Origin of the sequence: Microbacterium laevaniformans, assembly GCF_016907555.1 — a bacterium.
GTDB lineage: Bacteria > Actinomycetota > Actinomycetes > Actinomycetales > Microbacteriaceae > Microbacterium > Microbacterium laevaniformans.
Genome location: NZ_JAFBCE010000001.1, coordinates 1,619,817 through 1,639,273, shown reverse-complemented (window position 1 = coordinate 1,639,273; position 19,457 = coordinate 1,619,817). Strand labels below are relative to the sequence as shown.

At 69.5% G+C, this 19,457-nt stretch carries 16 protein-coding genes and 1 tRNA gene; 7 read left to right on the top strand and 10 right to left on the bottom strand.

Translation table 11 applies throughout. The annotated features are described in order from the left end of the window. Window positions 1-32 precede the first annotated feature (32 nt). Window positions 33-965 carry an NAD(+) diphosphatase gene (gene nudC, locus JOE53_RS07755; RefSeq protein WP_005053634.1) on the top strand — a complete coding sequence of 311 codons (933 nt, stop codon included), beginning with the start codon at window positions 33-35 and terminating at the stop codon, window positions 963-965. Continuing rightward, window positions 962-2,677: an ATP-dependent helicase gene (locus JOE53_RS07750; RefSeq protein ID WP_005053632.1), complete on the top strand. Its 1,716-nt coding sequence runs from the start codon at window positions 962-964 to the stop codon at window positions 2,675-2,677. Before nudC ends, JOE53_RS07750 begins: the two co-directional genes overlap by 4 nt. A gap of 830 nt (window positions 2,678-3,507) precedes the next feature. Here the strand turns inward: JOE53_RS07750 and JOE53_RS07745 are convergent. Further along, window positions 3,508-4,917: a zinc-dependent metalloprotease gene (locus tag JOE53_RS07745; protein WP_005053628.1), complete on the bottom strand. Its 1,410-nt coding sequence runs from the start codon at window positions 4,915-4,917 to the stop codon at window positions 3,508-3,510. Between the two features lie 135 nt (window positions 4,918-5,052). Between JOE53_RS07745 and JOE53_RS07740 the strand changes: the two genes are divergently transcribed. After that, entirely contained in the window at window positions 5,053-6,171 is a 1,119-nt protein-coding gene (locus JOE53_RS07740; protein WP_005053626.1) for a YlbL family protein, read from the top strand. 63 nt (window positions 6,172-6,234) lie between these two features. Continuing rightward, the gene (locus JOE53_RS07735) at window positions 6,235-9,147 is read left to right on the top strand and encodes a UPF0182 family membrane protein (RefSeq protein WP_204947339.1); all 2,913 of its coding nucleotides are present in this window, start codon (window positions 6,235-6,237) and stop codon (window positions 9,145-9,147) included. Window positions 9,148-9,229: 82 nt separating this feature from the next. Here the strand turns inward: JOE53_RS07735 and JOE53_RS07730 are convergent, their stop codons facing one another. Genes JOE53_RS07730 through idi form a run of 7 tightly spaced genes read right to left on the bottom strand, consistent with a single transcriptional unit; the run spans window position 9,230 to window position 14,856 of the window. Beyond that, window positions 9,230-10,102 (bottom strand): prenyltransferase, encoded by an 873-nt coding sequence (locus JOE53_RS07730; RefSeq protein ID WP_204947338.1) that lies wholly within the window; start codon window positions 10,100-10,102, stop codon window positions 9,230-9,232. Further along, on the bottom strand, window positions 10,099-10,443 hold the full coding sequence (locus JOE53_RS07725; RefSeq protein ID WP_204947337.1) for a lycopene cyclase domain-containing protein: 345 nt from the start codon (window positions 10,441-10,443) through the stop codon (window positions 10,099-10,101). The genes JOE53_RS07730 and JOE53_RS07725 overlap by 4 nt, the downstream gene beginning before the upstream one ends. Beyond that, complete coding sequence (locus JOE53_RS07720) at window positions 10,440-10,799, bottom strand: lycopene cyclase domain-containing protein (protein WP_204947336.1); 360 nt, start codon at window positions 10,797-10,799, stop codon at window positions 10,440-10,442. The genes JOE53_RS07725 and JOE53_RS07720 overlap by 4 nt, the downstream gene beginning before the upstream one ends. A 1-nt stretch (window position 10,800) precedes the next feature. Further along, complete coding sequence (gene crtI / locus JOE53_RS07715; protein ID WP_204947335.1) at window positions 10,801-12,396, bottom strand: phytoene desaturase family protein; 1,596 nt, start codon at window positions 12,394-12,396, stop codon at window positions 10,801-10,803. After that, entirely contained in the window at window positions 12,393-13,247 is an 855-nt protein-coding gene (locus tag JOE53_RS07710; RefSeq protein ID WP_204947334.1) for a phytoene/squalene synthase family protein, read from the bottom strand. The genes crtI and JOE53_RS07710 overlap by 4 nt, the downstream gene beginning before the upstream one ends. Beyond that, the gene (locus tag JOE53_RS07705; protein WP_204947333.1) at window positions 13,244-14,311 is read right to left on the bottom strand and encodes a polyprenyl synthetase family protein; all 1,068 of its coding nucleotides are present in this window, start codon (window positions 14,309-14,311) and stop codon (window positions 13,244-13,246) included. Before JOE53_RS07705 ends, JOE53_RS07710 begins: the two co-directional genes overlap by 4 nt. Beyond that, entirely contained in the window at window positions 14,308-14,856 is a 549-nt protein-coding gene (gene idi / locus JOE53_RS07700; RefSeq protein WP_204947332.1) for an isopentenyl-diphosphate Delta-isomerase, read from the bottom strand. The genes JOE53_RS07705 and idi overlap by 4 nt, the downstream gene beginning before the upstream one ends. A gap of 72 nt (window positions 14,857-14,928) precedes the next feature. Between idi and JOE53_RS07695 the strand changes: the two genes are divergently transcribed. Next, window positions 14,929-15,396 carry a MarR family winged helix-turn-helix transcriptional regulator gene (locus tag JOE53_RS07695; RefSeq protein ID WP_204947331.1) on the top strand — a complete coding sequence of 156 codons (468 nt, stop codon included), beginning with the start codon at window positions 14,929-14,931 and terminating at the stop codon, window positions 15,394-15,396. An 81-nt stretch (window positions 15,397-15,477) separates the two neighbouring features. Here JOE53_RS07695 and JOE53_RS07690 read toward each other — a convergent pair. Next, window positions 15,478-15,554: transfer RNA gene (locus tag JOE53_RS07690), tRNA-Met, on the bottom strand. A 131-nt stretch (window positions 15,555-15,685) separates the two neighbouring features. On the opposite strand from JOE53_RS07690, the gene JOE53_RS07685 reads away from it, so the two are divergent. Further along, window positions 15,686-16,489, top strand: coding sequence for a carbon-nitrogen hydrolase family protein (locus JOE53_RS07685; RefSeq protein ID WP_204947330.1), 804 nt, complete (start codon window positions 15,686-15,688; stop codon window positions 16,487-16,489). Here the strand turns inward: JOE53_RS07685 and JOE53_RS07680 are convergent. Next, window positions 16,470-17,687 carry an aminotransferase class I/II-fold pyridoxal phosphate-dependent enzyme gene (locus JOE53_RS07680; RefSeq protein ID WP_204947329.1) on the bottom strand — a complete coding sequence of 406 codons (1,218 nt, stop codon included), beginning with the start codon at window positions 17,685-17,687 and terminating at the stop codon, window positions 16,470-16,472. The two genes, JOE53_RS07685 and JOE53_RS07680, sit on opposite strands and share 20 nt — an antisense overlap. Window positions 17,688-17,787: 100 nt before the next feature. Between JOE53_RS07680 and JOE53_RS07675 the strand changes: the two genes are divergently transcribed. After that, on the top strand, window positions 17,788-19,368 hold the full coding sequence (locus JOE53_RS07675; protein WP_204947328.1) for a trypsin-like peptidase domain-containing protein: 1,581 nt from the start codon (window positions 17,788-17,790) through the stop codon (window positions 19,366-19,368). Window positions 19,369-19,457 lie beyond the last annotated feature (89 nt).

Here is a 19,457-nt window from a genome sequence, read left to right as displayed (position 1 = left end):
GTGTGCGCCACGCCCGTCGAGGAAGGTCCCGGATGTCGCCATCGGCTGAGCCGCCTGTTCCCGTGCGTCCTCCCGCGCTTGCGCGCGGCGGTATCGACCGCTGCGCCGACGAACGCAGCGCACCGGATCTGCTCGCGCGTCTGCGGGGCGAGGCGTCGACGCGGGTTGTCGCGGTGCACGGCGATCGCGCCCCGCTCGACGGCGACGGCGCTCTGCTGACGGTACCCGTCGGACACATCCGCGAGGGGGTGTCGTGGGCGTTCCTCGGGCGGGATGCCGAGGGAGCGGCAGTGCTGCTCGCGGCATCCGGCGCCGACGAGGACATCCCCGTGGCCGCGCATCCCGCCGATGCATGGGGATCGTTGCGCGCGATCGGCGGCGAGATGTCGGCCACGGACGCCGGGTTGCTCGTCGAGGCGGTCGCCCTCGGGCGTTGGCTGGTCGAGGCGCCCTTCTGCTCCCACTGCGGTGCGCGCACCGAGGAGCGCGCGGGTGGGTGGGCGCGTCACTGTCCGGTGTGCGGGCGCGAGCACTTTCCGCGCACCGACCCCGCCGTCATCGTCGCCGTGATCTCTCCGGACGGCTCGTCGCTGCTGCTGGGCAAGAACGCGCTGTGGGCGGATCGCAATCTCTACTCGACGTTCGCGGGCTTCGTCGAGGCGGGGGAGTCGCTGGAATCGGCGATCGTCCGCGAGGTGCAGGAGGAAGCCGGCGTGCTCGTCGAGGCGCTGCAGTACCGGGGGTCTCAGTCCTGGCCCTACCCTCGGTCACTCATGCTCGGCTTCCATGCGACGGCGGCGGACATCTCCGCGGCCCGCGCCGACGGCGAGGAGATCGTCGACGTGCGGTGGTTCTCGCGCGAGGAGATCCGTGCGGCGCTGCGCGGCGACGGCGACATCCTGCTTCCCGGCACGACGTCCATCGCGCACCGGCTGATCGCCGACTGGGCGGGGGACCCGGCGTGAGCGGACGTGCGCTTGAGGGCCTCGACGACGAGCAGCGGGTCGCGGCGGCGATGCTGCGTGGACCGGTCTGCGTGCTCGCGGGAGCCGGCACCGGCAAGACACGCGTGATCACCCACCGCATCGCCCACGGGGTCGACACCGGCGCCTACTCTCCGTCGCGGGTGATGGCGGTGACCTTCACGGCGAAGGCGGCGGGGGAGATGCGCGGGCGTCTGCGGGCGCTCGGCGTCGAAGGGGTCGCGGCGCGCACGTTTCACGCGACCGCGCTGGCGCAACTGAACTTCTTCTGGCCGCAGCTCGCCCGCGATACGGCGCCGTCGATCATCGACAACAAGGTGCGTGTGCTCGGGCAGGCCGCCGACAGCCTCGGCCTCCGTCTGGACGGCACCACTCTGCGCGACGTCGCCAGCCGCATCGAGTGGCGGAAGGTCGCGATGCGAACGATTGATCAGGATGCCGCTGCGCACCCCGAGGGCCTGGGCAACACGCTGGATGCGCAGGTGCTGGCGGATCTGCAGCGGCGCTACGAGAAGGTCAAGGACGAGCGGCGTCAACTGGACTTCGAAGACGTGCTGCTGGCGTGCGCCGGGATGCTGGAATCGGAGCCGCGGGTCGCAGCCGCGGTGCATGAGCAGTATCGCCATCTGACGGTCGATGAGTTCCAAGACGTCTCGCCCGTGCAGCACCGCCTGCTGGAGCTCTGGCTCGGGGATCGGCGCGATATCTGCGTCGTCGGCGACGCGAGCCAGACCATCTACTCGTTCGCCGGGGCCGACCCGCGCTACCTGCTCGGATTCCCGGACCGCTACGAGGAGGCCACCGTGGTGCGCCTCGAACGCAACTATCGCTCCGACCCGGCGATTCTCGGGGTCGCGAACGCGCTCATGCGCGGCCGACCGGGCGCCCTCGCGCTGCGTTCGGATCGTTCAGCCGGCCCCGTCCCGTCGGTCACCGCCTATGACGACGATCAGGCGGAGGCCGAAGGTGTGGCGACGGCGGTGGCCGCCCAGCTCGCGTCGGGCATCGAGCCGAACGAGATCGCCGTGCTGTATCGAGCCAACGCGCAATCGGCGCCCGTGCTCTCGGCCCTGGCCGCGCGCGGAATCGCCGCGACCGTTCTCGGCGGCAAGCGGTTCTTCGATCTGCCCGAAGTGCGTCAGGCGGTCTCGCTGCTGCGGGGCGCCTCCGTCGCGCCCACCCCGAACGGTCTGGTCGCGGCGGTGCGCGACGTGCTGCGCTCGGTCGGCCTGACCGATGATCCGCCTCCGGCCGGCGGAGCGCTGCGTGACGCCTGGGAGGCACGCGCCGCCGTCCTGCGTCTGGCCGAGCAGGCGCCGGAGGGCACCACTTTGCGGGCATTCACCGACGAGCTGATGGTGCGCGGACGCGGTCAGCATGAGCCCACTCTGCGCACCGTGACACTCGCCACGCTGCATGCGGCCAAAGGCCTGGAATGGGATCACGTCCATCTCCTCGGCCTCGCGGAAGGACTCCTGCCGATCTCCTACGCCACCGGTTTCGACGAGATCGACGAGGAACGACGACTCGCGTACGTCGGCGTCACGCGGGCTGCGCGTACCCTCTCGATGAGCTGGTCGCAACGGTCGGGATCGCGCTCACGTCAGCGCTCCCGCTTCCTTCAGGAGATCGGCACAGGCACTGTGCGTGCGGCCGGTGCGCATGCCACGTCCGCCGGACGTGGGCGAGGCTGAGCCCGACCGACATGCTCGTGTGTGCCTGCCCGGAGCGCTCCGTGGGCGCGTCCAGGGCGTCGCGCAGGAGCCGGCCGGTGAGGACTCCGGCTTCGATCAGCAGACCGGGATCCGTGCGCACCGGATCACGACCGAGTAACTGGGCGGCGATGAGCGGCCACTGCGGGTCCTCGGCGGTGCGGCGTGCGTGCTCGCACGCGGTGCACGCCGTCGCACCGGGGATGACCACGGGTCCGACGCGCACGCGGTCACCGGCGAGCTCGATGGGGATGTGGGTGACGTCGGCGCGCATGAGCCGCGCGGCGCGGCGCGGGTCCATGAGCCGGTCGGCGACGACGATCACCGGCACCCCGCGCTGCGGCGCGTCGACGGCCCAGGTGCTGATCGAGACGCGCGCCAGGCCTGCGGCGTCCCACCCTGCCAGCAGCGCTTCACGCTCGGCGCTCGTCAGCGACTCGGGCACCTCCACCCGCACGGCACGCGGGGTCGGTGGTTCTCGGATGAGGGCCTGCTCGATTCGTCCCGTGAACTCCGCGGCCTCCGCGGCCGTGGCCCCGAAGCTGCGTGCCAGAGGTCCCAGTCCCGCATCGGCCACGCCGTCGGCAAGGGCGTCGAGGAGGCGCTCCTGCCAAGGGAGCACGCCGTCGACGCGGATCGCCGGATCCGTGCCGAGCTGGAGACTCGAGGGCGTGCGCCACAGCGGCGGGGACGAAGCGGCCAAGCGGAGCATGTCCCGATTCTGAGGCGAGACGGGCCCCCGTGCCGCGACTTTCCACAGCCGCGACACGTGCGGGTGTCCAGACCGGTGAGGGGGAGGAGGCCTCGTCGGATCACACCGGGCGCGGATCCTCCGGACCGTCGTCGTCGGAGGCTTGCGCGCCGGGGTCGCCGGTGGCGTGCTCCGCCTCCTCGGCCGCTTCGGCCAGCAGTGCGTCCAGCGCCTCGTCGAGGGCGTCCCGTTCGGGGTCCTCGCCGCGCTCGTGGGCCACCAGACGCGCCACGAGCGCCTGCGGGTCGTCGATGTCACTCGCCCCCGGCATGAGGTCGGGGTAGTCCCAGAGTCGGTCGCGGGCCTCGATGCCCACGGCATCCGTCACGGCGCGCCACATCGCCGCCGCTTCGCGCAGTCGTCGCGGGCGCAGCTCCAACCCGACGAGGGAGGCCATCGCCTGCTCGGCGGGACCGCCCACGGCTCGCCGGCGACGCACGGCCTCGGCGATCTTCGCCGCGGCGGGAAGGCGCGAGGTCGCGTCGGCGGTCACGACATCCACCCAGCCTTCGATGGTCGCCAGGAGGTTCTCGAGCCGAACAAGCGCGGCATCCTGCGCGGGCGTGCGTTGAGGAAGCAGCGCCCCGGACTCGAGGGCGGAGCGCAGCTCCTCCGGTGAGGACGGGTCGAAGCGCGACGCGAGGTCTTCGAGGGCGGTGGTGTCGACGTGGATGCCGCGGGCGAACTCGGTCACCTGGGTGATCACGTGCAGCCGCAGCCATCGGGCGTGGCGGAAGAGGCGAGCGTGCGCGAGCTCACGGGTTCCGAGATACAGCGCGAGCTGGTCGTCGGTCACGTCCAGGTCGCGGGCGAAGTCGGCGAAGTTCTGCGGCAGGATCGCCGCGACGCCGTCGGGCATGACGGGAATGCCGACATCGCCGCCGGACACCACCTCCTGCGACAGGCGTCCGATGACGCCGCCGAGCTGAGCGGCGAACAGCGAACCGCCCACGCGTCGCATGAACGTGCCCGCTCCGGCGACGAGCTGTCGCATCTCCTCCGGGGTCTGCTCGTCGATCGCCGCCGTCAGCGCCCCCGCGATCGAGTCGGCGACGGGCTCGGCGAGCTCCTGCCAGACCGGAAGCGTCGTCTCGACCCACTGTCCGCGGGTCATGGCCTGCGCCGGGGCCGCAAGGTCCGAGATCGTCGTGGCCTCGCTCAGCCAGAGGGTTGCGAGGGCGAAGGCCTGATCGAAGTCGTGGCGAGCGCCCGTCGTGATACCGAGCCCGTCCTTGTTCGCCAGGTGCAGAGCCTGCGTCTTCGCCGCGCTCCAGTCGATGCCGTCATCGCTGCCGGTGGCGAAGGCGTGCTGCATCTGCGCCATCATCTGCTGCAGCATGGCGGGATCCACGCCCATGCGCGAGAGGTTCTCGAGCTGTTCGGGGTCAAGGCCTGCGCCTCCACCACCGAGCAGGTTCCGCAGCAGTTCTTGGAAGTCGTCTTCGGGGCGGTCGGGAGTCTCATCAGCCATATCAGGCGCCTTTCAGCAGGCGGATACCGTCGCGTTCTACGCTAATGGCTGGACTTCCCCGCACGGCCGCCTCGGCCCGCCACGGAGGATGTCCCGTGTACGCCGATCGCGAACGATCGGCCGGGAGGATCTGCTGTGGCACTGTTCGACGAGGGCACGACCGTTGTGCCCGCTCGCCGCCGTCCGGTGTCCCGCCCCCTGCGCGTCGGAGTCTGGGCTCTCGCTGTCGCCCTCGTGGCGTTGCTGACGCTCACACTGCTGCCGAGCACCTACGTCATTCAGCGTCCGGGCCCCGTCTTCAACACGCTGGGGTCGGCCCCGGACTCCTCGGGCGCCGATGTGCCGCTGATCACCGTGAAAGGCGCGCCGACCTTCCCCACCTCCGGTGCACTGGACCTGCTGACGGTGCAGGTCGTCGGCAATCGCGAACGCACCCCGTCGTGGTTCGAGCTCGCCCTCGCCTGGTTCGACCCCGCGAAGGCGGTGCTGCCGCTGGACGACGTCTTCCCGCAGGGGCAGACGACGCAGCAGCGCAACCAGGAGAGCGCGGTGATGATGGTCGACTCGCAGAAGGAGGCGACGGCTGCCGCTCTCACGCAGCTCGGCTACGACGTCAAGCCGATGGTGGAGGTTTACGCACTCACCGACGACTCCGCAGCGCAAGGCATCCTGCAGAAGGGTGACGTCATCCGCAGCGCGAACGGTCAGGCGATCACCGAGACCGATCAACTGCGCACCATCATCAACGCCGGTGCGGGCGCTCCCGTGCGACTCGCGATCGAGCGCTCCGGCGCGAGCGAGAACGTCGAGGTGACCCCCAAGCAGGCGACCGTCGACGGCAAGAGCACGTGGCTCGTCGGCATCTCGACGATGCACGACTACGACTTCCCGATCGACGTCACCCTCCAGCTCAACAACGTCGGCGGGCCCAGCGCCGGCATGATGTTCGCCCTGGGGATCATCGACACGCTCAGCGATGGGAACCTCAACGGCGGCGCACAGGTCGCCGGCACCGGGACGATCGACGCCGCCGGCACCGTCGGGCCGATCGGTGGCATCCGCCAGAAGATGTACGGCGCGGTCGGCGCCGGAGCGACGTACTTCCTCGCCCCCAGAGACAACTGCGACGAAGTGGTCGGTCACGTGCCGTCCGGTCTTCGCGTGTTCTCGGTCGCCACGCTCAAGGACTCGCTGCAGGTGCTGTCGACGATCCGCGACAAGGGCGACCTGGACGCGCTGCCGACCTGCCGCTGAGCTCACGGCATCCTGGAAGGTTGGTCGGCGTCCCGCCAGAATCACCCCACCTAGGATGGTGGTGTGACCACGACCTCAGCGCCGAATCAGGCCACGCCGAACCCCGTCCGTCGCGCGATTGCCATCACGCTCGCGGTCATCGCGGTCGTCGTGGTGGGCTTCTTCGTCTTCGCGAGCCTCTACGCCGATTGGCTCTGGTACGACCAGCTCGGGTTCTCGAGCGTCCTGTGGACGCAGTGGACGGCGCGCGTGATCATGTTCGTCGTCGGCTTCCTGGCGATGGCCGTGCCCGTCTTCATCGCGATCCAGCTCGCCTACCGTCTGCGCCCGGTCTACGCGCGTCTGACCTCTCAGCTCGATCACTACCAGGAGGTCGTGGAGCCGCTGCGTCGCCTGGCGATGTGGGGCATCCCGGTCTTCTTCGGCTTCTTTGCGGGCTTCGCCGCCTCGGCGCAGTGGCAAACGGCCTGGCTGTGGTTCAACCGCGTCGACACCGGCGATCTCGATCCGCAGTTCCAGATGGACACGGGCTTCTACCTGTTCTCGCTGCCGTTCTTCAGTTCCGTGCTCGGGTTCGCGTCGGCCGTGCTGCTCGTCTCGCTGCTGCTCTCGGCACTCGTCGCCTATCTGTACGGATCGGTGCGCGTCGGGCAGCGTGAGCTGCGCATCTCCAAGGCCGCGCGCATCCAGCTTGCGGTGCTCGCGGGCCTCTACCTGCTGGTGCAGGGTGTGAGCATTTGGCTCGACCGCTACAAGACACTGACTCAGCAGAGCGATCGCATCACCGGCGCGAGCTACGTCGATGACCATGCGGTGATCCCCGGCCTGACGATCATCGCCATCGCGGCCGCGATCGTCGCCGTCCTCTTCTTCGTGACCGCGATCATCGGGCGGTGGCGGTTCCCGCTGATCGGTGTGGGCCTGCTCGTCGTCTCTGCCCTGGTCGTCGGCGTGGCGTACCCGTGGGTCGTGACCAACCTGCAGGTGCGTCCGAATCAGGAGACGCTGGAGAGCCCGTACTACCAGCGCAACATCGACGCCACGAAGAAGGCCTACGGCATCGACGGCCTCACCAAGAACGACTTCCAGGCGGTCACGAACGTCGCACCCGGCCAGCTCCGCTCCGATGCCCAGACGACGGCGTCGATCCGCATCATGGACCCCGCGATCATCTCGCCCACGGTGCGTCAGATCGAGCAGTACCGCGCGTACTACCAGTTCACCAACCCGCTCGATGTCGACCGCTATCAGATCGACGGCAAGTCCCAGGACACGGTCGTGTCGGTGCGTGAGCTGAACATGGCCCAGCTCGGTCAGGCCGCGTCGTGGTACAACTCGACCCTGGTCTACACGCACGGCTACGGGATGGTGGCGGCCAAGGGCAATGAGCGCACGGCCGACGGCAATCCCGTCTTCATCGAGCGCGGCATCCCGACCACCGGCGCGCTCACCACGAGCGAGAAGTACGAGCCGCGCATCTACTTCGGCGAGAACTCGCCACCGTACTCGATCGTGGGCGCCCCGGAGGGCACCCCCGACATCGAGCTGGACTACCCGCGCGGCACGGGCGATGCGGCGCAGACGAAGACGACCTTCGAAGGAAACGGAGGGCCGAACGTCGGCAACCCCTTCAACCGTCTGATCTACTCGCTGAAGTTCCAGTCGACCGACATCCTGCTTTCCGACGGCATCAACGCGGACTCGCAGATCCTCTACGACCGCGATCCGATCGACCGCGTCAACAAGGTCGCGCCGTACCTCGAGCTCGACAACGACCCGTACCCGTCGGTCGTCGACGGACGCATCGTCTGGATCGTCGACGGTTACACGCTGAGCGCGAACTACCCGTACTCGTCGATCGTGAGCCTGCGCGACGCGATCAGCGACACGACGAACACGACGCCGCGCGTGGCCCTCGACGACGTCAACTACATTCGCAACTCCGTCAAGGCCACCGTCGACGCGTATGACGGCAAGGTGACCCTGTACGCGTGGGATGACACCGATCCGCTGCTGAAGGCGTGGCAGAAGATCTACCCGTCGACGGTGAAGCCGCTGTCGGACATGAGCGCCGACCTCATGAGCCACGTGCGCTACCCGACCGATCTGTTCAAGGTGCAGCGCGCCATGCTCGGCACCTACCACGTGGACGATGCGGGGTCGTTCTACCAGCGTGACAACGCTTGGAAGACCCCCAACGATCCGACGCAGAAGAACCCGGTGCTGCAGCCGCCGTACTACCTGACGATGAAGATGCCGGGACAGGATGCCGCGAGCTACTCCATGTTCACGACGTTCATCCCGGGCGGTGACGACACGCGCAACGTGCTGATGGGATACCTGTCAGTGGACTCGGATGCCGGAGCCACGGCGGGTGTCAAGGACCCGAACTACGGCAAGCTGCGCATGCTGGAGATCAACGCCGAGACACCCGTCCCCGGACCCGGACAGGTGCAGAACACGTTCGATGCCGATCCGAGCGTGTCGGCGTTCATCAACATCCTGAAACAGGGACAGTCGGAGGTCATCAACGGCAACCTCCTCACGCTGCCGGTCGGTGGAGGACTGCTGTACGTCCAGCCGGTGTTCGTGCAGTCCTCCGGGTCGACGAAGCTCCCGACCCTGCAGAAGGTGCTGGTCGCCTTCGGCAACCAGGTGGCCTTCGAGAGCACGCTTCAGGATGCGCTCGACAAGCTGTTCGGCGGCGACTCGGGCGCGAGTGCCGGCGACGGCGACGTCACCCCGTCCGCGACACCGAGCCCGGCTCCGACCGACGGCTCGGGCTCCGGCTCGGGTGCGACCGGCGGCGGCACCGGGACGAGCGTTGAGTTCCAGGCGGCACTCAAGGACGCCCAGCAGGCGATGATGGACCGGCAGAGCGCCCTGACGCAGGGTGATTGGGCCAAGTACGGCGAAGCCGACGCGCGGCTGACGGCGGCGCTGCAGAAGCTCATCCAGCTGGAGGGTCAGGGCTGAGATCCGGACGCGCATGCACACGGGCCGGAGGCGGTGACGCCTCCGGCCCGTGTGCATGGGCGCGAGGATTCTCGCGGAGGGGTCAGCGGCCGAGCGCGTACCAGATCAGCAGCAGCGTGACCGCGAAGCCCGTGAACTGATTGAGCCAGAGGAAGCGATCCCACCCGCGGGTGGCACGCTCGGCATCCTGGTCCGCGACGTTGCGGTACGGCCAGACGGTGACGATGTAGGGCAGCGCGAGTACCGCTGCCAGTGGGCCCGGCCATGCGGCGCCGAGCATCACGATGCCCGCGGCGGCGTAGCCGGCGATGGCGAGGCGGACGGTGGTGCGGGCACCGAAGACCGTCGCGATGGACGAGATGTCGGCCTCTCGATCCGCCACGACGTCCTGCACGGCCCCGAAAGCGTGTGAGGCGATGCCCCAGAGGGCGAAGGCGACGATCACGGCGCTCAGCTGCCACGTCCACGTCGCGCCGGCGAGCACCAACCCGTACACGGCGGGGGAGAAGAAGTGGATGCTGCTGGTCACCGAGTCCGCGACGGGACGTTCTTTCAGACGAAGCGGCGGCGCGGAGTAGAAGACGACGAAGAAGAGGCTGATCGCGAGCACCAGCCAGGAGATGGGTGTGCCGACCAGTACGAGGTAGACGACGAACGGCAGGCACGACAGAGCGGCCGCCCAGAGCGTGGTGGCGTGCAGGCGACGCTCGAGCACGGCGCCGTGGGCGCCACCCTTGCGGGGGTTGCGCAGATCGGACTCGTAGTCGAAGACATCGTTGATCCCGTACATCGCCAGGTTGTAGGGGATCAGGAAGAAGACGGTGCCGACGATGAGGGTCGCATCGATCCTTCCGGTCGTGAGGACGGTGGCCGCCGCGAAGGGGTAGGCCGTGTTGATCCAGCTGACGGGTCGAGACGAGAGGAGGAGCTGGCGGGCGGTGGCGGTCGCGGTCATCGTGCGGAATCCGTCTCGGTGTCGGTGGGGGAGGAGGGGTCGCGTCGAGGCGGGCGGAGGAGCTCGGCGACCGCGGGGACGGCGAAGGCGGCCACGATCGGATAGGACAGATCCTCGATGGGGGCCAGGCCCACACGGATGCCGCTGATGAGCGCGTCGGGATAGGTGAACAGGCCGGCGGCGATCATCGCGTTGTCGAAGATCACGGTGAGCACGACCAGAACCACAGCGGTGATCACGCTCGCCGTCAGTCGCATGCCGAGCCCTGGACGGCGAGCCGTCGCGGCGAAGGCGATCGCCCCGGCGAGGGCGAACGGCGCGACGATCAGGGGATACGTCACGGCATCCTCCGCACTCGCCGGGCCCGTGCCGTCAGCGCGCGGATCGCTGCAGCATGCACCACGAGGGCCAGATAGCACAGGAAGGCGAGGAAGACGGGCTCTTCGACCGGAAGGTGCGGGGCCAGATCGATCCCCAGGAGATAGGGGCTGTCACCCTTGACGAACACGCCGGTGGCGATGCCGACGGCATCCCAGAGCAGGAAGAACGCCGTCGCGATGAGGACCGCGGCGATCGCGCGCCCGCGGCGGCGCTCGGACGTTTGGGATGCCGGCCACAGGACGAGGCGAAAGCGTGCATCCAGCGCGATGATCCCGCCCAGCGACACCAGGAGGACGAGCAGATAGGCGCCGGGCATCTCAGGCGTCGTCTCGGCCGGGGCCGACGCCCCGTCCTGCCCCGACACCGCTCGGTTCTGGCAGGCGGGCCGCTCCGTCGTCTCCACGAAGTCTCTTGACGACCAGCTCGGCCGAGATCAGGCACATCGGAAGGCCGATGCCGGGCAGCACGGAGGTGCCGGCATAGAAGAGCCCGTCGACCTTTCGTGACGCGTTCCGAGGTCGGAAGACGGCACTCTGGCCGAGCGTGTGCGCGAGCCCGAGGGCGCCGCCCCGCCACGCTCCCAGATCGGCCTCGAAGTCGGCCGGTGCGATGGTGCGCCGCACCCGGATGCGTGCGGCGAGGTCCGGGATGCCGGTCCATGCCGCGACCTGCGCGATGACGCGATCCGCGGCTGCCTCGATCAACGGCGCTCCTGCCCCGTCGACGCCGCCGTGCCCGAGTGACGGATCGGCGGGCATCGGAACGAGCACGAAGAGGTTCTCGCTGCCCGCCGGGGCGACCGATGGGTCCGTCGCCGACGGGCGGCACACGTAGAGCGAGGCGGGGTCGGGGATCCGCGTGTCACGGCCGAACACGTCGCCGAAGTTCTTCTGCCAGTCGCGGGCGAACAGCAGGGTGTGGTGGGCCAGCTGCGGAAGCTCGCCTTCGACGCCGAGCAGCAGCAGAAGGGCGCCGGGTCCGGGGTTGCGCCGTCGCCACCACCGTTGCGGGTAGGTCTGCAGCGACTCCGGCAGCATCGTCGTCTCCGTCGCGTGCAGGTCTGCGGACGACACGACGATGTCGGCTTCGTGCACCGTGCCGTCGGCCAACCGGATGCCGATCGCGTGCGCGTGCTGAGTGAGGATCTCCGCCACCGGCGACGACGTGTGCAGCGTGGCGCCCTGGGCCTCTGCGACACGGGCGACGGCCGCGATGACCTCCGTGAAGCCGCCCTGTGGGTAGAGGACCCCTTCGTCCAGATCGAGGTGGCTCATGAGGTGGTACAGGCTCGGTGCGTCGAAGGGTGACGACCCGAGGAAGACGGCCGGATAGCCCAGGATCTGGCGAAGGACGGGATCGGAGAAGCGGCGTGCGACGTGATCGTGGAGCGAGCGGGTGAGCAGGGGGGCGAGGCGGGGGAGCTGGCCGGCGACGGCCGGAGATCGCAGACCCTTCGTGGAGGCGTAGGTGTCGTAGAGAAACCGCGACACGGCGAGGTCGTACGCATCGTGGGCCGAATCGAGGTACTCGTCGAGACGTGCTCCGGCGCCCGGCTCGCGGCTCTCGAAGAGCTCCCGCGCCTGCGCGCGACCGGACACCACGTCGATCGGATCGCTGAGTGCGGCGCCGTCGGGCTCGGGATAGACGCGATAGGCGGGGGTCAGCGGCACGAGATCGAGCTGCTCGGCCGCTGTGGTGCCGCACAGGCGGAAGAAGTGATCGAAGACCTCGGGCATGAGATACCAGCTCGGTCCCGTATCGAAGCGGAAGCCGTCGCGCTCCCACGACCCCGCTCGACCGCCCAGCTCGGGGGAGGCCTCGTGGAGGTCGACTCTCCAGCCGTCGCGCGCGAGCAGGGCGGCGGTGGCGAGCCCGGAGATGCCTCCGCCGATGACGAGGGCCGTGCGGCTCATGCGGTGCTCCGTTTCGGGGGGCGGCCGGCGAGGGCACGGGCCGCGATGGTTGCTTTGACGGGGGTGGGCACGGAGACGCGCGCGGTCTCGTCGTCATCGCGCAGGCGGCGGGAGAGCTCCGCGAACAGGCCGTGTGCGGTGGTCACCGCGCGCCGGCAGTCGGCGGGCAGGTCGGCGATCGCCCGCGCGGCGGCATCCAGGTCGGCGTCGATGCGGTCGAGGACGGTGATCCGGTCCCGGTGTCCGTCCTGGAGGCCGAGGTAGTCGCGGCGCAGTCGGTTCTCGTCGTCCGCGCGGTCGCGGAGGAAGTTGACGTCCTGGAAGGCGGCGCCGAGGCGGCGGGCGCCCTCGACCAGCGTCGGGTCGGGGCTCAGCGGCGTGCTGCGACCGGCATTGACGAAGATCTGCAGGCACATCAGACCGATCACCTCCGCCGACCCGTACACGTAGGCGTCGTGCGAGGCGTCATCATGCTGCGTGCGCGTGAGGTCGGTGCGCATGGAGGCGAAGAAGGGGCGGATGAGATCATGACCGATCCCGCATTCGCGCGCCGCCAACGCGAACGCGTGAACGATGAGGTTGGTGCTGAAGCCGCGCGCGACTGCCGCCAGCGTCTCGGCTTCGAGCTCGTCCAGCAGCAGCCGCTGGGTGGGCGCCGGCAGGCCGGTCGCCTCGGCCGCGCCGTCGACGACCTCGTCCGCGACCCGCACGAGTGCGTAGACGCTGCGCACATGCGTGCGCACGCGCGGGCCGAGCAGGCGGCATGCCAGCGCGAACGACGTCGAGTAGGCCGTGATCACGGTCGCGGCCGCATCCTGCGCGCACCGGTCGTACAGGGATCCACCGCTCACGGGATGCGCCCCTCGATCGTGTTCGCGACTTCGGCCAGCAGTGCGACGGCGGCAGGCGGCAGCGACGGCGACGCGGCCCGCGAGCGCGCTCGGCTGAGGCGGTCGTGAATGAGGGCGACCAGGTCGTCGCGTGCGCCGCTGGCCTCGAGTTCGCGCTGTGCGCGCCGCACGGCGATCGGACCCGTATGCGCGACGGCGAGAGCCGAGCTGACCCGCGGCCAGGCGGCGGTGTCGCGCGCGAGCGCGATGAGAGGAGTGCGCTTGGCTTCGCGAAGGTCGGCCCCCGGGTCGCGGCCGGCCTGGCGACGTGAACCGAACGTCCCGATGAGGTCGTCGACCAGCTGGAAGGCGAGCCCGAGGTCGGCCGCGGCGAGCGAGAGCTGCGCGCGGGCGGCATCGGTCGCCCCGGCCATCACCGCTCCGGCCAGCAGTGGTGCTTCGAACGAGTACGCGGCCGTCTTGTCGTGGGCGGCGCCGAGCAGCGCGTCGGTTTCGGGATAGTCCGCGCGGGCGGCGTGCTCGACGTCGGCGAGCTCGCCGGATGCCGAGACGAGGATCGCGTCGTCGAGAATCTGAAGCAGGGCGACGCGGGTCGGAGCATCCACGGGGGCGCACGCGACCAGTCGGCTGGCCTCGAACAGCAGGAGATCGCCGGCGAGCACGGCCGCGGCGTCGCCGACGGTCGCCGCCTGGTCGCCCGACGCTCCGAAGGCTTGCGCACGAGTGCGGAAGCGACCCGCGACGTTCGGGATGCCGCGTCGCTCCAGATCGCGATCGATGAGGTCGTCGTGCACGACGAAGGCGGTGTGCAGCAGCTCGAGGGCGACGGCGACGTCCCAGACGGCCGCATCGGCGGCGTCGGACGACCCGCCGAACGCGCGGTACGCCGCGACGACGAGCGCCGGCCGCAGGCGCTTGCCGTCGGCGGTGGCCGCGGCGGTAGCGGCTGCCAGCGCCCGGGCGCCATCGCCGAGCGGCGCGGCCCGCCGTTCGAGGCGCTCGAGCGCGCCGCCGACGGCGGCGTCGATGCTCTGCCGCGCGTCGTCGTCGAGGAGCGTGATCACGACGCTCTCCGCACGCTGGCTTCTTCGAAGACGCCGAGCTGCTCGGCCTGGAGCACCAGCCACGGGCTGAAAGCCCAGGGGGTCGCCCGCAGCGAGACGGCGAGATCGGACGGATCGACCCAACGGGCCTCGGCGACCTCGAGCGGGTTCAGTCGCGGTTCGTCGTCGACGAGAGCGGTGTAGACCGGGCAGATCTCATGCTCGACGATGCCGCTCGCATCGACCGCGCGGTAGCGGAAGAGCGGCAGGGCGATCTGCACGTCGCGCAGGGCGACACCGAGCTCCTGCTCCGCGCGGCGGTGCACTGCGTCGATCACCGGCTCTGCCGGTCGCGGGTGTCCGCAGAAGGAGTTGCTCCACACGCCCGCCCAGGTCTTCTTGTCGAGCGCTCTGCGTGTGACCAGGGTTTCGCCGCGCGAGTTGTACACGTGGCAGGAGAATGCGAGGTGGAGTGCGGTGTCGGTGCCGTGGACGCTCGCCTTGGGTGCCGTGCCGATCTCATCCCCGTTGTCGTCGAGCAGGACCACGTATTCTGTCGGGGACACGATCTTCTCCTTATTGCTAGTTTAGCTAGCGATTTTAAGGGATACTACCTTTCGAGTGAGGGGGTGTCCAGCGTGACAGACCGATGGATCCCGACGACAGACCGCGACCAGCTCGTGCGCGACGCGCTCGTCGCCGTGCGCTCGTTCAGCGATTCTATGGACCGCATGCACGGCGTGCTGCGCAGCGACATGGACATGAACGGATCCGATCTGGCGGCGCTGCGCATGCTGATCGTGCGAGAGCAGCGGGGTGAGTGGGTGTCGCCCCATGAGATCGCGAGACACCTCGCGATCTCGACGGCCTCGACGACGAAGCTTCTCGATCGCCTCGCCGAGCGCGGGCATATCGAGCGCCGGCCTCGCCCCGCCGACCGACGCGCTCGCATCGTGATGCTCACCGACCGCGCCCGGAGCGACTTCTTTCGTCACCTGGGCGCGCGCATGGCGAAGATGCGCGATGTGATGAACGCCTACAGCGACGACGAGCTGCGTGTCGTCGCGCGCTTCCTCGACGACATGGACGACGCGATGGTCGACTGAGTCGCGCGTCGGGCTCAGAAACGAAGAAGGCGTCCCGATCGGGACGCCTTCTTCGTTGACCGGATGACACATCCGATCGATTGGTTGCGGGGACAGGATTTGAACCTGCGACCTCTGGGTTATGAGCCCAGCGAGCTACCGAGCTGCTCCACCCCGCGGCACAAGGAATAGCCTAACACGGGTTTCGCGTGCCGGAGTACACGGGCGGGTACGGCCGGTCATTGCTCCCGACGCGGTGGTCGGGGAGGATGGGACGAACGCCCGGCCGCCCTCCGAGAGGACACCACCGATGAGAACGGATGCCGTGGGTGTCGCCGTCGCCCAGTTCGCGCCCACGGCGGACAAAGCCGACAACCTCCGCGTCATCGACGAGCTGAGCGGCGAGGCCGCCGCTCGTGGCGCCGCGGTGGTGCTCTTCCCCGAGTACGCGAGCTACTTCGTCGATCCGTTCGATCCCACGCTCGCTGCCAACGCGGAGGACCTGGACGGAGCATTCGTCGCAGGGCTGACGGAGATCGCGGCACGTCGCGGTGTCGTGGTGGTCGCCGGCCTGGTCGAACGCGGCGCGGCCGACCGCGTGCGAAACACGGTGGTTGCCGTGGACGCTGCGGGAGTGCGGGCCGTCTCGCGCAAGCTTCACCTCTACGACGCATTCGGACAGCGAGAGTCCGATTGGGTCGAACCGGCACCTGTCAGCGCTCCCGAGACCTTCGACGTGGGCGGTCTGACGATGGCGCTCATGACCTGCTACGACCTGCGCTTTCCGGAGGTGGGGCGCGTGCTCGCCGACGCGGGCGCCCACGTGATCCTGGTGGCTGCGGACTGGGTCAGGGGACCGCTGAAGGAGCGCCACTGGCGGACGCTTCTGCACGCGCGTGCCATTGAGAACACCCTGTATGTCGCCGGCGCCGATCACCCGCCGCCGCTGGGCGTGGGCGCTTCGGTGGTCGTGGACCCTCAGGGCGTCGAGATCGCCGGGATCGGAACGGCGACGGATGTCGCGGTCGGTTTTGCGGATGCCGGCACCATCGACCGTGTCCGACGCGTCAACCCGGCTCTGCAGTTGCGCCGGTTCACGGTCGCGCCGCGCTGATCAGCGCGAGACGGAAGCTTGCCTCGGCGATGACCTCCATCCGCTTGCACGCGGCGAAGCGCACCAGCGTCGCGTAGTCGTGGCGGCGTTCACGAGCGACGAAGGCCGTGAGCGGAATGGCCACGACACCCGCGCGTGCCGGCAGCTCGCGGCAGAACTGGGCCGCGTCGATTCCCGGTTCCATCAGCGCCGCGGCATCCGCCACCGTGAAGTACGAACCGGCTGGCGTCGACACCGTGAACCCGGCGGCGTTCAGCCCTTCGGCGAGTCGGTCGCGTTTTGCCCGCAGCGTGGCCGCAATGCCGGCGAACACCGCGTCGGGAAGCCCGAGCCCGACGGCGACGGCGTCCTGGAACGGGGTCGCACACACGTAGGTGAGGAACTGCTTGACCGCCAGGACGGCATCGATCAGATCGGCGGGACCGGTGATCCACCCGATCTTCCATCCCGTCGTGGAGAACGTCTTGCCCGCGGAGGAGATCGACAGGGTGCGTTCGGCGGCGGCCCGATACGTCGCGATCGGAACATGGGCGCCGTCGAAGACGAGGTGCTCGTACACCTCGTCCGTCACGATGAGAGCGTCGTGGTGCTCGGCGAGTCGGACGATCTCCGCCCGGACATCGGCGGAGAAGACGGCGCCGGTCGGATTATGCGGATCGTTCACCAGGATGATCCGCGTGCGGTCGGTCACGGCGGCCGCCAGATCGTCGAGGTCGGGCTGGAAATCGGGCCAGTGCAGCGGCACGGTGACCAGTCGCGCGCCGGCCAGCGCCACGGCGGCGGCGTACGCGTCGTAGTAGGGCTCGAAAACGACGACCTCGTCGTCGGGCGAGTCGATCAAGGCGAGGATCGTCGCGGCCAGGGCCTCGGTCGCTCCGGCGGTCGTCACGACCTCGCGGTCGGGATCAAGACTCACCCCGTAGAAGCGCTCCTGATGCGCCGCGATCGCCCGCAGCAGCGTCGGGACGCCGCGACCGGGCGCGTACTGGTTGCGGCCGTTCGCGATGGCTGCACGGGCGGCATCGATCACCGCGGCGGGTCCATCCTCATCGGGAAAGCCCTGGCCGAGGTTGATCGCCCCCGATCGTGCGGCCAGAGCACTCATCTCCGCGAAGATCGTCGGCGCAGCGACACCTTCTGCCGACAGCAATCCCGCACCCTGTGCCGTACGGCGCCACGCGCCGGGAATCTCTCGCATCGCGCTCAGGCTACATGCATAGGCTGGGCGAGGTGCGGGCATAAGCAACACACAGAATCGCGCGACATCCTGGTCAGGTCTTGGGAAGAAGGAAGCACACATGAGCGAGAACATCCCCACCAACAGCGAACCGCAGGATGACGCCGTGCAGGGCATCGACGCCGCACAGCAGGGCGAGACCGTGCCGGAGCGTCCGCCGCTGCCCGAGCAGTCGGCCACGCACGCGGCCAAGAATTCGCCGGCAGGCGCCGCGGCCTCCGCGCCCGCCGGTGTGCCGGAGCCGGGCACCGGCTACGCCGCGCAGGCGCCGTACACGGCCCCGACCCCGCCGACGGCTCATACGCCTCGCCCGCAGGCGCCCCACGCGTCCTACCCGGCCCCGTCGTACGGCAGCCCGGCCTTCGGTACCTCGGCGTTCGGCACTCAGGCCACGGCCGTCTACCCGGCTGCGACGAACGCAACGGAGCACGCGCCGTCGGCGAAGCTCGGTGCGGGCAAGATCGTCGGCATCATGGTCGCGGCGGCGCTCGTCGGCGGTGCGGCCGGAATCGGGGGAGCCGCGGCGGGGGCGTCGTTCTTCCCGCAGTCGCAGACCGTGGTCAGCGGAGCACCCTCGACGGTGACGGTGAACAACACGGCCTCGGTCAATCAGACGACGGCGATCGCCGCGAAGGTCGTCCCGAGCGTGGTCACGATCTCGGCGACCGCGGGCTCTTCGGGCGGCACCGGGTCCGGGGTGGTTCTCACCTCCGACGGCTACGTCGTGACGAACACGCATGTCGTGACGCTCGACGGTCAGACCGCCGACGCGAAGCTGTCGGTCACCGCATCGAACGGCAAGGTGTACGCGGCGACCATCGTCGGCACCGACCCGACCTACGACCTCGCGGTGATCAAGCTCACTGATGCATCGGGGCTGACTCCGATCGAGTTCGGCGACTCGTCCAAGCTCAACGTCGGCGACGCGACGGTCGCCGTCGGAGCTCCGTTGGGCCTGTCGAACACGGTGACCACGGGGATCGTCAGCGCTCTCAACCGCTCGATCCAGATCGCCTCGTCGGCCGCGCCGAAGGGTGACTCGCAGGATCAGACCCCCCAGCAGGGTGACGGCAACGGCTCGCCGTTCCAATTCGACTTCGGCCAGGGGCAACAGCGGTCGACCGCGCAGAGCTCCATCTCCATCGCCGTGATCCAGACGGATGCCGCGATCAACCCCGGCAACTCCGGTGGTGCGCTCGTCGACGGCGAGGGCAAGCTGATCGGCATCAATGTCGCCATCGCCTCTGCTGGCGGCTCGAGCTCCAGCGGTCAGTCCGGGTCGATCGGTGTGGGCTTCTCGATCGAGTCCGACATCGTCAAGCGCATCACCGACGATCTGATCAAGAACGGCACCGCCACGCATGGTCTGCTGGGGGCAGGTGTCCGTGACGCCGCCACCCAGGAGGGCGCCACGATCGCCGGAGCCTACATCGCGGACGTGACTTCGGGCGGTGCCGCTGCTGCGGCGGGTCTGAAGAAGGGCGACGTCGTGACGTCGTTCAACGGAGTGCCGATCACCGATGCCACCGACCTGACGGCGCAGGTGCGGGCGCTCGCCGCGGGATCGAAGGCGACGATCGTCTACGACCGCGGAGGAAAGACGAGTTCCGCCGAGGTCACGCTCGGCCAGCTCCAGCAGTAGCGTCGCTCCCCGCCCGCGGCAGCCGGGCGCCACCGAAGGCCACCGTGCGAGTTCCTCTCACGGTGGCCTTCGTCGTCGCGCGAGAGCGG

Bases quoted from the DNA above. Each gene is read 5' to 3' on its own strand.
- nudC (WP_005053634.1), top strand. From the start codon at position 33: ATGTCGCCATCGGCTGAGCCGCCTGTTCCCGTGCGTCCTCCCGCGCTT.
- JOE53_RS07745 (WP_005053628.1), bottom strand. From the start codon at position 4,917: ATGGCTGATGAGACTCCCGACCGCCCCGAAGACGACTTCCAAGAACTG.
- JOE53_RS07730 (WP_204947338.1), bottom strand. From the start codon at position 10,102: ATGACCGCGACCGCCACCGCCCGCCAGCTCCTCCTCTCGTCTCGACCC.
- JOE53_RS07720 (WP_204947336.1), bottom strand. From the start codon at position 10,799: ATGCCCGGCGCCTATCTGCTCGTCCTCCTGGTGTCGCTGGGCGGGATC.
- crtI (WP_204947335.1), bottom strand. From the start codon at position 12,396: ATGAGCCGCACGGCCCTCGTCATCGGCGGAGGCATCTCCGGGCTCGCC.
- JOE53_RS07685 (WP_204947330.1), top strand. From the start codon at position 15,686: ATGAGAACGGATGCCGTGGGTGTCGCCGTCGCCCAGTTCGCGCCCACG.
- JOE53_RS07680 (WP_204947329.1), bottom strand. From the start codon at position 17,687: ATGCGAGAGATTCCCGGCGCGTGGCGCCGTACGGCACAGGGTGCGGGA.
- JOE53_RS07675 (WP_204947328.1), top strand. From the start codon at position 17,788: ATGAGCGAGAACATCCCCACCAACAGCGAACCGCAGGATGACGCCGTG.